Below are 12,044 nucleotides of genomic sequence, written 5' to 3'. Positions count from 1 at the left end.
GCCAGGAGGCCCCCGTGCGCGCCTACTACCGCTTTCCCCTCCTCTTCCTCCTGCCCTCATTGGCGGGCTTCCTGGCCTTCAACCTGGGGCCCATTCTGGCCAGCCTTTTCCTCTCCTTCATCCAGTACGACGGCCTCCGCCCCCTCACCTGGCGTACCTTTCAGGAGAACTGGGTGGGTCTGGAGAACTACCGCCGCCTCCTGGAAGATCCCGTCTTCCACAAGGCCTTCTTCAACACCCTCTTCTACGTGGCGGTGGCGGTGCCCCTGGAGATCGTCCTGGCCCTCCTCCTGGCCTTGGGGCTGAACCGGCCCTGGCCGGGGGTGCGCCTCCTGCGCACCCTCTACCTCCTGCCCACGGTGACCAGCGTGGTGGCGGTGGGCCTCCTCTGGCGCTGGGTCTTGAACCCCACCGTGGGGCCGGTGAACCTCTTCCTGCGCTGGGTAGGGGAGAGGCTGGTTGGTCTTTTCACCCTCTTGGGCCTCGAGGCCCCCGGCTGGGCGGTGTGGCTGGCCCAGGAGGGGCCGGGGTGGCTTTCCGACCCCGCCTGGGCCATGTGGGGGGTGATCCTGGCCTCCGTCTGGGCGGGGGTGGGCCTCCGCATGCTCATCTTCCTCGCGGGGCTTCAGAACATCAACAAGGAGTACCTGGAGGCCGCCAGCCTGGACGGGGCCAACACCTTCCAGCGCTTTTTCTACGTGGTCCTGCCCCTCCTCACCCCCACGGTCTTCCTCAACACCCTTCTCGCTATGATCGGGGGCTTCCAGGTCTTCGGCCTGGTCTACACCATGACCGGGGGCGGCCCGGTGGACGCCACCAACGTCCTCATGCTCTACCTGTACCGCAAGGCCTTCGGCACCTTCCCCTTTGAGATGGGCTACGCCTCGGCCATCGCCTGGGTGCTCTTCCTGGTCCTCTTTGCCCTCACCTACCTGCAGTGGACCCTGAGGCGGCGCTGGGTGGTGGAGGAAGCATGAAGCTTTTGGGTAAGCTCTGGGACACTTTGGTCTACCTGCTCCTCCTCGCGGGGGGCCTCACCATGCTGGTCCCCTTCTTCTGGATGGTGTCCACCAGCCTCAAGGCCCCGGGGGCGGTCTTTGACCTGCCGGTGGAGGTCTGGCCCAAGGAGCTCCACCTGGAGAACTACCAAAAGGTGCTCACCAGCGTGCCCTTTGGCCGCTGGTATCTGAACTCCCTGGTGGTGGCCTTGGGCCTCACCTTCTTGAACCTGACCAGCGGGGCCATGGGGGGGTACGCCTTCGCCCGCTTCCGCTTCCGGGGGCAGGGGGCGCTTTTCCTCCTCTTCCTGGCCACCCTCATGATTCCGGTACACGTCCTCATCATCCCCCTCTTCATCCTCATGCGGAACCTGGGCTGGGTGGACACCTACTACGCCCTGATCCTGCCCGGGCTCTTCGACGCCTTCGCCATCTTCCTCATGCGCCAGCACTTCCTGCACCTGCCCAAGGAGCTGGAGGAGGCGGCCATCGTGGACGGGGCAAGCCCTTGGCAGGTGTACTGGAAGGTGGCCCTGCCCCTAGCGGCCCCCGCCCTGGCCACCTTGGGCACCTTCACCTTCTTGGCGGGCTGGAACAGCTTCCTCTGGCCCCTCATCGTCACCAACTCCTTGGAGATGCGCACCCTCACCGTGGGCCTGGCGGTCTTCCAGGGGCAGTTTTCCACGGAGTGGACGGTGCTCATGGCTGGGCTTACCCTGGGCACCATCCCGCCCATCCTGGTCTTCCTCCTGGCCCAGCGCTACTTCATCCAGGGCCTCACCCTGGGGAGCCTGAAGGGGTAGGCCGTGCTGGATGCCCTCTTCCGCCAAGCTCTCCAGGAGGCCCTAGGGCGCTACCCCACCCCCTTCTACGCCTACGATTGGGGCCGGGTGGCGGTCCAGGTGGCCCGCTTGCGGGAAGCCTTCCCCTTCGCCCGGCTCTTCTACGCCCTCAAGGCCAACCCCCGCTTGGGGCTTCTCCGACGGCTTCGGGCCCTGGGCCTGGGGGCGGAGGTGGTTTCCCTGGGGGAGGTGCTCAGGGCCTACCGGGCGGGGTTTTCCCCAGAGACGGTGGTCTGGAACGGCCCGGTGAAGACGGAAGCGGCCCTTGCCGCCGTGCGGGAACAGGCCCCTGTGGTGGTCCTGGACTCGGAAGGGGATCTAAAGCGGGTCGCCCGCCACCTCCCAGGGGCCAGGGTCCTCCTCCGGGTGAACCCGGACCTGCCCGTGCGCACCCACGGGCACCTGGCCACGGGCAGGGGGGAGAGCCAGTTCGGGGTGCTTCCCGAGGCGGTGCCCCGCCTGGTGCGCCTGGCCCGGGAGAAGGGCCTTCGGTTTCTCGGCCTCCACCTCCACTTGGGCTCGGCCCTCGAGGGGGTGGAGGACTTCCTCCAGGGCTACCGGGTGCTGGAGGCCCTTTACCCGCAGGTGGGGCCGGTGGCGGTTCTGGACCTGGGGGGTGGGTTCGGCCTCCGCCTGGACCTGAAGGCTTTGGCCGGGCCCATGGAGGCGCTGGCCCGCCTCTACGGGGCCGAGGTCTGGCTGGAGCCCGGGCGCTACCTGGTGGCGGAGGCCGGGGTCCTGGTGGTGCGGGTGGTGGGGGTGAAGGCCACCAGGCGGCGCTACCTCCTTCTGGACGGGGGGATGACGAGCCTCCTGCGGCCTGCCCTTTACGGGGCCCGGCACCCGGTCCTGCCCCTTTATCCCCAGGAGGGCCGTGAGGCGGGGGTGTTTGACCTGGCGGGCCCGGCTTGCGAGGCGGGGGACGTCCTGGCCCGGGACGTGCCCCTGCCCATGCCGGAGGAGGGGGAGGCCTTGGCCTTCCTGGAGGCCGGGGCGTACGGGGCCAGCATGGCCCTCACCTACCTGGACACCCCGAGGCCCCTGGAGCTCCTCTGGACGGGGGAGGGGTGGGAGGTCTTGAGGGAAAGGGAGCCCCTGGAAGGGCTTTGGGAGGGGGAGTAGTTTCTCTCTGGTCAGTCGCCCAGGCGCTCAAGGCCCTTCACCTTGCTACCCGTCAGCCGGACCAGCCACCAGCCTTCTATCGGCGGCTTCCCGAGGGGGAGGCCCTTGGGAACGCCAAGCCAAACCCCGTGCTCAAAGCGGGCCACCACCAGGGTTTCCTGGCCGTCGCCCGGCCAGACCCGCCACAGGACTCCCTCCTTCCACCAGGCCCTCACGGGGCCCCGCCCCAGGCCCAGGGCCTCCCCTGGGCCTTGGTAGTAGGCCCAGTTCCCAGGGCTCACCACGGTCACGCTCGGTCCCTTAACCTGAACCACCATGCCCGGGACCAGGTAGGGCAGAAGCGGTGATTCCACCCTAAGGGCGCGGCCGGCCACCCAAAGGGTGGTGCCCTGCACCGCTTCCACCTGGCCGTAGAACACCGGGTCCTCCTTCCCCTCGGAAGCCCCTGGTGAGGTCTTCTCCTCCCCCTTGCGTTTCTTCTCCCCTTCTTCCCGCTTCTTCCCCTCCTTTCCTTCCTGGGAGTCGGCTAGAGCCGCGCCGGAAAGGAGGGAGAGGAGGAGCCCCAAGACCTCACGCCGCCGCATCTTCCCTCCGCGGAAGCCGTACCCGGACCCGCAGGCCCGGGTGGGCGTTGGCGAACTCCAAGGTGCCGCCGAGCCTTCGGACCACCTGCTCCACCAGGGCCAGGCCCAGGCCCAGCCCCTCGGGGCCGCCCGGGCCGCGGAAGAAGGGGCGGGTGAGGCGCTCCTTGTCCTCCTCGCGGACCCCTTTGCCGTGGTCCCGCACCTCCAGCACCACACTGTCCCCGTTGGGGAAGAGGCGGACCTCCACCGGCGGGGCGCCGTGGCGGAAGGCGTTGGCCAGAAGGTTGTCCACGAGTCGGTCCACCAGCAAAGGGTGGGCCAGAACCCAGGCCGGGCCCTGCAGAAGCAGGCGGACCCCCTTATCTTTCAAGGACGCCTCCAGGTACTCCGCCAGCTCCATGGGGGCCAGGTTGCCCTCCTCGGGTCGGGCCAGGGCTAGGAGGCCTTGGAGCACCGCTTCCATCCTGCGCAAAGCCCCCTCCATGTGGGGCAGGGCTTCCTCCCAAGGGATCAGGCCCTGCCTGGCTGCATCCAGCTGGGCGCGGAAGACCGCCAGGGGGCTCCGGAGCTCGTGGGAGGCGTAGCGGGTAAAGAGCCGCTCCCGTTCCAGGGCACTGCGCACCGCTTCCACCAGGCGGTTGAAACCCCGGGTGAGGCGGGCAAGCTCCCGGTCACGCTCCAAGGGGAGGGGCTCGGGAAAACGTAGGGCCGAGAGGCTCTCCACCGCTTGCGAAAGCCTCTCCAGGGGCCGGGTAATGAACCCGGCCGTGGCGTAGCCCAAAAGGGCCGCGAGGAACAAAAGGGGCAAGAGGAGGCTTAGGCCGGCCCGCAGAAAAGCGCTCAGGGCCCGCTGGTACTCCTCCACCCGCAGGCTCACCTCTAGGTTGTAGCCCTGCCAAGAGGTGGACAGGGTCCGCCAGGTCCCGCTTGCCTCGGGGGCAAATCCCCCCTCCAGCACGGGCCTCTCCCCCTGCAGGAGCCGGAACCCGAAGACATAATGGGTGCCGAGGAAGATGTCCCCCTCGGCCAGGCGCGGCCCTTCCTGGGTGAGGACGAGGGTGCGGGCCACACGCCCGGAAAGCTCCGCCAGGTCCTGGGCGATGTCCCGCTCCACCAGGTTGCGAAAGACCAAGTAGCCCCCCGCCAGGGAAAGGAGCCCGCTGGCGAAGGTGAGGAGGAAGAAGGTGTAGGCCAGGCGGATGCGTAGGCTCATGGCTTCCCCAGGCGGTAACCCCCGGGCACCCGCTCCACCACCCAGGGGGCGAGTTTTTGCCGAAGCTTTTACACGTACACCCGCAACACTGCCTCGCTCTCTGCCCCAGGAAAAAGCCTTTCCAAGAGCTCTTCCCGGCTAAAGACTTTTTTCTGGGTTCAGAGCCAGGAGTTCCAGGAGGGCAAAGGCCTTAGGGGAAAGGGCCACTTCCCGGCCCTCCCAGTAGACCTGCCGGGCGGCCAGGTCCACGGCCAGGGGGCCCCGCTCCAGCCTGCGCCCCTTGAAGTCGGCGCTGCGGCGGGCCAGGGCCCGCACCCGGGCCAGGAGCTCCTCCAGGTGGAAGGGCTTGACCAAGTAGTCGTCCCCGCCCAGCTCCAAGCCCTGCACCCGGTCTTCCAAGGCATCCCGGGCAGTGAGGAAGAGGATGGCCCCCCGGTAGCCCGACTGCCGGAGATCCTCGGCGAAGCGGAAGCCGGCGTCCTCTCCTTCGGGAAGCATGACGTCCAAAACGATGACGTCGGGCTCTCCCTCGGCCAGGAGATGGATAGCTTCCTCCAGGCTTTCGACGCCCAAGGCCTCGTAGCGCTCCCGCCGCAGAAGGGCAACCACCGGCTCGCGGATCCCGGCCTCGTCCTCCACCACCAAGACCCTCATGGCCGCTTCACATACAGGGCCAAAGCCCCAAGGAGCCCCAGGCCCGAGAGGCTGAGGGGGGCCAGGGGCGGAGGGTTCCCCTCAGGTTCCTCCCCGGCCTGCCCACCCTCCGCCTCTTGCGGGTACCCGGGGTACGCGTAGCCCTCCTCGTCCACCGTCTGCACCCAGCCCATGCCTGCTCCTTCCAAGGACTCCTCCAGGTGCACCACCAGGCCTACCAGGCCGCTGGCGCCCACGAGAAGGAGGGCGGCTAGGGAGGGTAGGTGGAGCCGCGGTACCAGAAGCCCTAGGGCCGTGAGGCCTGCCCCCACTCCTGCGGCTACGGGGGCCAGCACCTGCAGCCCTTCCGTGTGCCCGGTGGGGAGGAGCTCGGCCAAAAGGGTCATGAAGCCCAGGGCTACCAGGAGGGCCACCAGGTCGGGGAAGCGCTTTTCCAAGAGTTCTCCCATGGCTTCGCCTTTAGTCTTTCCCGCCCCAGGCCTCCCTGTCCAGCCCGTGGCAGTAGGCGCAGAAGTTGGCAGGGAGGACCGCATTAAAGGCCTTTTCGTCCTCGGGGTTGTGGATCAGGGCCAGTTGCGCCCTTTGGAAGGCTTGGACCAGGGTACGCTCCTGAGCGGTGAGGCCCGAAGCTCCCCGGTGGCAGGTGGCGCACTGCCTCGATCCCCCGTCTTCTGCTAGCTCTCCGTGACCAGAGGTGAAGTCCTGCCCGTGATCTTTGGGGGCATGGCAGTGGGCGCAGGAGGCTTCCCCCTTGCGGCCGAAGGCGGTGAAGATGGGGGTGCTGAGGGGGCTCTGGTTTCCTGGCACGGAGGTGGGCCGGGTCTTACCGTCGTGGCAGGTGGCGCAGAAGCGGCCTAGGGAGGTGGCCCCGTGGGACTCGAGGGCCGGGGTAGGGGCTAGGCTCTTCCACGCTTTGTTTGCGTCCAAGGCGGTATGGCAGCTCTCGCAAGTACTTCCCTTTGCCCCTAGAGCGGCGAAATGGCGCTCGTGGCTAAAGACCACCCGGCTGACCTCCCGGGGGGTATACACCCGCACCAGGTCCTGCGGGGGTTGCCATTGCCGCTTGGGTTTAAGCCGCCCCTTTTCCAGCTCCACGTACTGTCCCGGGATGAGGGGCACCCCTGGCGGCAGCGGCGCGCCGTTGGAAAGGAGGGCTTGGCCCTTCTCCGCATCCCAGCGCACGTAGAGGTAGCGCTCGCCTTCGCCGGCCAGGGCCAGCCCCACCAGAAGAAGCCATCCGAGGCGCCTCACTGGGCCACCCCCTGCCCCTTGACCCGCACCATGACCCGGTCTTGCACCCGCATCCCCATGAAGGTGGGGGCCTTCAGCCCGTAGTCGCTCAGAAGGAGCTCGAACTCCCCTTCAAAGCTGACCCGCTTGCCCCCCTCCGCGAGGGTGTAGCGAAGGGGCCAGGCCACCTTTTTCTCTACCCCGTGCAGGCTGAGCGTGCCCTGCACCAGACCCTTTTGCGCGTCGTAGCCGGCCACGGTGAGGCAGGCTTGGGGATAGCGGTCCACCTGGAACATGTCGCGGGTATGGCGGTCCCTAAGGGGTTCCTTGGAGTCCCAGGCGGCGAGATCCAGGCACACCCTTCCTTGGAGCTGGCCCTTGGTGAGGTCAAAGACCACCTGCCCCTTCAGGGTAGGGTTGACCCCCTGGAAAGCCCCCAGGGGCGCCCGAGCTTCGTACACGGCTTCCCCTTGCACCTGGTACCCGGTGGCCAAGGCCCATCCCAGTGTGAGAAGAAGCGTCATCCAGCGCATCTTCATCCACCTCCTCGCCTTTAGGCTAGAGCGTCTCCGTAAATCTTCCGTAAGCGAAGGGCGGGGCCAGTAGCCCCGCCCCCGAAAGGTTTCCTCTAGCGCCCTTTCAGCTCCACCTTGCTGGCCTGGATGGTGGTTCCGGAGAGGGTGCCCTTGACCTCCACCCGGTCGCCCTCCCGCAGGAGGGTAAAGAAGTCTTCCCGGGTCAGGTGCTGGTCGCGGGCCTCAAACTGGGTGCTGGGGGTGGTGGTCAAGGTAGCCCAAGTGAGGTTAGCCCCAGCGGTGTCCAGAACCTTGCCCATCAGGGTTGGCCGCTCCGGCGTGCCCCCCAACACCCCCAAGGCCTGGAACCCCTCTCCGCTTTGCGGCGCCAGCTGGCAGGCGGCCAGGAGGACCAAACCGCTCCAGAAGATGGCGGGCTTTCTACTCATCCTCCACCTCCATCCACGAGGCTAGGCTTCAGTGGTAAACGGAGCGTAAACGCCCCCGGCCTGGGGGAGCCAGAGGGCGAACCAGGCTCTTCCCTCGGGGTGGTTGCCCGCCCGCACGCGGCCGCCCATGGCCTCCACCAGGCTCTTGGCGATGGCTAGACCCAGCCCGCTACCCCCACGGCTGCGGGCGGGGTCGCCCCGGTAGAAGCGTTGGAAGACCCGCTCTTCCTCTCCTGGTTTCAGGCCGGGCCCCGTGTCCCGCACCGCCAGGCGTACCTCGCCTCCCTGCGTCTCCAAGGACACCTCCACCCGCCCCCCGGGAGGGGTATAGCGGAGGGCGTTGTCCAGGAGGTTGTGCAGGACGCGCTTTAGGGCCTCCCGGTCCGCAAGGAGGGGAGGGGCGCTTCCCAGGACCTGGAGGGCCACCCCCTTGGCTGCCGCCTGGCCGGCGTAGCCCTCCAGGACCCCGCGCACCAGATCCTGGGGGTCCAGGGGCTCAGGCGTAAGCCGCAGGCCCCCGCTTTCCGCCAGGGTGAGGAGGCAGGGCGCCCGCCTGCACCGCCTGGTCAATGGCGGAGTTGCGGGCTTCCACCAGCTCTGCCTCCAGCTTGGCGGGGTCCATCCCCAGCTCCTGGGCGATCTGCGCCAGGGTCTTGCCCTGCTGGTGCAGGGCCACCAGCTCCTCCGGGGTGAGGCCCAGGAGGGAAGCCGCTTCGTCGTGGAGGGTGCCCGCCAGGCCCGCTACCACCCCTGCTTGGGGCGTGCCCACGCCGAAGCCAGCCCGAGGTCCATACGCCACCGCCAGCCCCGCCGCCACCAGTCCTGCCAGAACCAACCAAGCGTTGCCTTTCATGGCCTTCTCCTTTCTGACCCTTCCCAGGGTCGCCCCTAGGGTAGGGGGGAGGAGGTGAAGGGAGAAGGCCTCCCGTGTGAACGTGTGGTGAACGACTACCCCTTCAGGAGGCCAAAAAGGCCCCAGTGCTCCTGGAGGAGCTCGGGGTGCCACTGCACCCCCAGGAAGAGGGGATGCCCCTCCAGGGCCACGGCTTCCACCAGCCCGTCCGGGGCCACCGCCAGGGGCTTCAGCCCTCTTCCCAGAGCCTTCAGGCCCTGGTGGTGGTAGGAGTTCACGCGGAAAGTTTCGGGGAAGAGCCGGGAGAGCGGGCCTGACGCCACCTGGCGGACGAGGTGGCCCAGGGCGGGCGCGGGGCTTTTCTGGTGGTGCTGCACCTCGGTAAAGCCCTGGGCCTCGAGGTCCTGGTAGAGCGTTCCCCCCAAGGCCACGTTCATCACCTGGATGCCCCGGCATACGCCCAGGGCCGGGAGGCCCTTCTCCGCGGCGTAGCGGGCCAGGAAGAGCTCGTGGGCGTCCCTCTCCGGGCTCACCTCCCCCAGGCGGGGGTGAGGCTCCTCCCCGTAGCGGGCCGGGTCCACGTCCCCGCCTCCGGGGAGGAGAAGCCCGTCCAGATGCGGCAGGATGCGCTCCAAAGCCTCCGGTGCCTGCGGCGGCAGGAGGACATGGGCCAGGCCCTGGGAGGCAAGGGCCTCCAGGTAGAACTCCAGGAGGCCCCAGAACCTCTGGTTCATGAGGCCCTCGTTCTGGCGATACTGAGTGGCAACGCCGATAAGGCGCATACGTCCATGGTACCTTCGTTATCCTTACCAAGGGCCGAGGCATTCCTCAGGGGGACGGAATCCGTAGGTGGGTGAGGGATTTGCGGCCCGGCTCCCTCTGGGGTTGCGCAAAAGGGTAATGGGAGTGTGATGGAAGCGCTTCTATGGGGTGAGAAAAGGAGGGAGCATGGGGAGGATCCTGGCGGTGTGGGTATGGCTTAGCCTGCCCTTGGCGGTCCCGGTAGCCTTCCGCTACACCCCTCCTTCGGGCCTCGAGGTGCACTCGGTAAGCCTAAGGGGTTCCTTCAACGGCTGGGGGGAAACCCCCATGCAGAAGGAGGACGGATCCTGGGCGGTCACCGTGGACCTGGATCCAGGGGAGCACCAGTACAAGTTCTTCATCAACGGCCAGTGGCCCAGGGACATGTGCCACGATCCCACCTTCGGCACGCCCATGGTGGACCCGAAGGCGGCAGGGTGTGTGGACGATGGCTTCGGGGGGCGAAATGCCGTCATCGTGGTCCAGGCCCCGGTAGCCCCCACCCCTCCCGTGGAGCCCGTGGCCCTGGGCTTCGCCCATGATCCCTTGGACGCCCAGTATGTGTCCTATGCCGACAACCAGCTTTCCGTGCGCTTCCGGGCGGGGGAGGGGGCGGTGGCGGCCGCCTGGGTGGAGGTGGAAGGAAAGAGGCTCCCCATGCACCTTCAGCTGAATTTTCCGGGAACCGAGGTTTGGCGTGGCACCCTGCCTAAGGACGTAGGGGCTTACCGCATCTGGGTGCGCGCTCAGGACGGGAAAGAGGAGGCCTTCGGCCCCTTTACCCCTCCCAGCAACCCCTTTGCCGAGGTGGCCTGGGTGGGGGAGGGGGTGGGGTACCAGGTCTTCCCCGAGCGCTTCTACAACGGGGATTCCAGCAACGACGCCCTGGCCCTGGAAACCGACGAGTACCGCTTTAACCAGGTGTGGCAGCGCTCCTCTGGGGCCAGGCCCCATCTTTCCCGCTGGGGCGATCCCCCTTCGCCCTTGCACTGTTGCCACCAATACTTCGGTGGGGATCTTGCCGGCGTGCTAGCGAAGCTTCCCTATCTGGAAGCCCTGGGGGTGACCGTGATCTACTTGAACCCGATCTTTGATTCCGGCTCAGCCCATGGCTACGACACCCATGACTACCTCAAGGTCTCGCCCAAGTTCGGCGACAAAGCCCTTTTGCGCAGGGTTTTGGACGAGGCCCACCGCCGGGGCATGCGGGTGGTTTTCGACTTCGTTCCCAACCACACCGGTTTGGGCTTCTGGGCTTTCCAGGATGTGGTGAAAAGGGGTCCCCGTTCCCCTTACTGGAACTGGTACTTCATCAAGCGGTGGCCCTTTGTGCCGGGTGACGGATCGGCCTACGAGGGATGGTGGGGGTTAGGGAGCCTGCCCAAGCTGAACACCGCAAACCCCGGGGTGAAGCGCTATCTGATTGAGGTGGCCAAATATTGGGTACGCTTTGGCTTTGACGGGGTGCGGGTGGACGTGCCCGGGGATGTGCTGAACCCCCATGCCTTTTTCAAGGAGATGCGGGCCGCGCTGAAGGCCATCAGGCCAGATGTCTACCTGGTGGCGGAGATCTGGCAGAGGGATCCGAGCTGGCTTCAAGGGGACGAGTTTGACTCGCTGATGAACTACGCCATCGGCAGGGATATCCTGCTCCGCTTTGCCAGGGGAGGGAACCTGGCCCTCTATAACGCCCGCCGGGCCTTGGCTGATCTCGCCCGGGTCTATGCCCTCTACCCCGAAGCTGTGGCGGGCATGGGTTTCAACTTGATCACCTCCCACGACACCGCCCGCCTGCTCACGGAGCTGGGGGGTGACGGCTTGAAGGACATCCCCAGCCCGGAGGCCCGTGCCCGGCAACGCTTGGCGGCGGCCATGCTCTATGCCCTTCCAGGCCTCCCCGTAACCTTCCAGGGGGATGAGTGCGGCTTCACCGGGGAAAGGCCGGCGGATCCCCCACTGGAGCTCAACCGGTACCCCTTCCAGTGGGGGAGGTGCCAGGGGGAAACCCTGGCCTTCTACCGGGAGCTGGCAAGGTGGCGGCGGGAGCTTCCGGCCCTTCGAAGCGCCGTGTTCCGGACCTACTACGGTGAGGGCTACCTTCTGGCCTTTTTCCGGGGGGAACCGGGAGAAGGGGAGGTGCTGGCGGCGTTCAACAGCGGCCTCGAGGCCGCCTCCTTACCCTTACCGCCGGGTGGGTGGCGGGATCCCATAGAAGGCCGGACGTACCGGAAGGAGGTCAGCGTGCCCCCCCTTAGCTTCCGGTACCTGCTCCACCTGGGGCAGTAGGAGCTCAGGTGGCTAAGTGCCCCTCCGTTACAGTTGCCCCATGCCAGCCCCTCTGCGCATCCACCTGAGTCCTGAGGAAAACGCCCAGCTGCGGGAACTGGAGACCAACCCCGTGGTGCCTCACAAGGTGCGCCGCCGCGCCCAGGCCGTCCGCCTGGCGGCCCAAGGATGGACCGCCCCCCGCATCGCCCGCCACCTGGGCCTGGACCGGGCCACAGCCCGGCGGGACCTCAGGCGGTGGCTGCGCCAGGGCCTCGACGGCCTGGCCGACGGCAAGGCCCCCGGGGCCAAGCCCCGGTGGACGGAGGCCATGACCGCGTACCTGCAGGAACTCCTCTCTGGGGACAGGGCCTGGACCGCGCCCCTGCTGGCGGAAGCCTTGGAGGGGCGGTTCTTCACCCGCTTCCATCCGGGGACGGTGCGGCGGAGGCTCCTGGCCCTGGGGTACCGATGGGGGCGAACGCGGTACGTGTCGGTGGAGACGGTGTGGCGGCGGG

Annotated in this window: 14 protein-coding genes and 1 pseudogene; 5 read left to right on the top strand and 10 right to left on the bottom strand. The window is 67.5% G+C overall.

The window, feature by feature from the left end; translation table 11 throughout:
• The first annotated feature begins 14 nt into the window (after window positions 1-14).
• From L1087_RS00075 to lysA, 3 genes are read left to right on the top strand one after another with little or no spacing between them, the layout of a single operon-like run.
• Entirely contained in the window at window positions 15-977 is a 963-nt protein-coding gene (locus L1087_RS00075) for a carbohydrate ABC transporter permease (protein WP_234557064.1), read from the top strand.
• The gene (locus tag L1087_RS00070) at window positions 974-1,801 is read left to right on the top strand and encodes a carbohydrate ABC transporter permease (protein ID WP_234557063.1); all 828 of its coding nucleotides are present in this window, start codon (window positions 974-976) and stop codon (window positions 1,799-1,801) included. Before L1087_RS00075 ends, L1087_RS00070 begins: the two co-directional genes overlap by 4 nt.
• Window positions 1,802-1,804: 3 nt before the next feature.
• Window positions 1,805-2,962 carry a diaminopimelate decarboxylase gene (gene lysA, locus L1087_RS00065; protein WP_234557061.1) on the top strand — a complete coding sequence of 386 codons (1,158 nt, stop codon included), beginning with the start codon at window positions 1,805-1,807 and terminating at the stop codon, window positions 2,960-2,962.
• An 11-nt stretch (window positions 2,963-2,973) separates the two neighbouring features.
• On the opposite strand, the gene L1087_RS00060 is transcribed toward lysA, so the two are convergent.
• The 10 genes and pseudogenes from L1087_RS00060 to L1087_RS00015 all read right to left on the bottom strand — a co-directional run bounded on the left by L1087_RS00060 (window position 2,974) and on the right by L1087_RS00015 (window position 9,242).
• Window positions 2,974-3,546: a hypothetical protein gene (locus L1087_RS00060; RefSeq protein WP_234557059.1), complete on the bottom strand. Its 573-nt coding sequence runs from the start codon at window positions 3,544-3,546 to the stop codon at window positions 2,974-2,976.
• Complete coding sequence (locus L1087_RS00055; protein WP_267964598.1) at window positions 3,533-4,759, bottom strand: sensor histidine kinase; 1,227 nt, start codon at window positions 4,757-4,759, stop codon at window positions 3,533-3,535. The genes L1087_RS00060 and L1087_RS00055 overlap by 14 nt, the downstream gene beginning before the upstream one ends.
• Window positions 4,756-5,413, bottom strand: a pseudogene (locus tag L1087_RS00050) (response regulator transcription factor). The gene L1087_RS00055 and the pseudogene L1087_RS00050 overlap by 4 nt, the downstream one beginning before the upstream one ends.
• Window positions 5,410-5,862 carry a hypothetical protein gene (locus L1087_RS00045; protein WP_234557057.1) on the bottom strand — a complete coding sequence of 151 codons (453 nt, stop codon included), beginning with the start codon at window positions 5,860-5,862 and terminating at the stop codon, window positions 5,410-5,412. The pseudogene L1087_RS00050 and the gene L1087_RS00045 overlap by 4 nt, the downstream one beginning before the upstream one ends.
• A 10-nt stretch (window positions 5,863-5,872) precedes the next feature.
• Window positions 5,873-6,664 (bottom strand): cytochrome c3 family protein, encoded by a 792-nt coding sequence (locus L1087_RS00040; protein ID WP_234557055.1) that lies wholly within the window; start codon window positions 6,662-6,664, stop codon window positions 5,873-5,875.
• Window positions 6,661-7,182, bottom strand: coding sequence for a YceI family protein (locus L1087_RS00035; RefSeq protein ID WP_234557054.1), 522 nt, complete (start codon window positions 7,180-7,182; stop codon window positions 6,661-6,663). Before L1087_RS00035 ends, L1087_RS00040 begins: the two co-directional genes overlap by 4 nt.
• Window positions 7,183-7,271: 89 nt before the next feature.
• Window positions 7,272-7,607, bottom strand: a complete 336-nt coding sequence (locus L1087_RS00030; RefSeq protein ID WP_234557051.1) for a DUF5666 domain-containing protein — start codon at window positions 7,605-7,607, stop codon at window positions 7,272-7,274.
• Between the two features lie 21 nt (window positions 7,608-7,628).
• On the bottom strand, window positions 7,629-8,081 hold the full coding sequence (locus tag L1087_RS00025) for a sensor histidine kinase (protein WP_234557049.1): 453 nt from the start codon (window positions 8,079-8,081) through the stop codon (window positions 7,629-7,631).
• Window positions 8,082-8,103: 22 nt separating this feature from the next.
• On the bottom strand, window positions 8,104-8,460 hold the full coding sequence (locus L1087_RS00020; RefSeq protein ID WP_234557048.1) for a helix-turn-helix domain-containing protein: 357 nt from the start codon (window positions 8,458-8,460) through the stop codon (window positions 8,104-8,106).
• 95 nt (window positions 8,461-8,555) lie between these two features.
• Entirely contained in the window at window positions 8,556-9,242 is a 687-nt protein-coding gene (locus tag L1087_RS00015; RefSeq protein ID WP_234557047.1) for a gamma-glutamyl-gamma-aminobutyrate hydrolase family protein, read from the bottom strand.
• Between the two features lie 166 nt (window positions 9,243-9,408).
• Between L1087_RS00015 and L1087_RS00010 the strand changes: the two genes are divergently transcribed.
• Window positions 9,409-11,547, top strand: a complete 2,139-nt coding sequence (locus L1087_RS00010; RefSeq protein WP_234557046.1) for an alpha-amylase family glycosyl hydrolase — start codon at window positions 9,409-9,411, stop codon at window positions 11,545-11,547.
• 40 nt (window positions 11,548-11,587) lie between these two features.
• Window positions 11,588-12,044: helix-turn-helix domain-containing protein (locus tag L1087_RS00005; RefSeq protein WP_234557045.1), on the top strand; the 457-nt coding region annotated here is incomplete at its 3' end.

Source organism: Thermus tengchongensis (assembly GCF_021462405.1).
GTDB classification, from domain to species: domain Bacteria; phylum Deinococcota; class Deinococci; order Deinococcales; family Thermaceae; genus Thermus; species Thermus tengchongensis.
The sequence above is the reverse complement of the archived record's forward strand: the minus strand, read 5'-3'. Positions and strand labels throughout refer to the sequence as shown.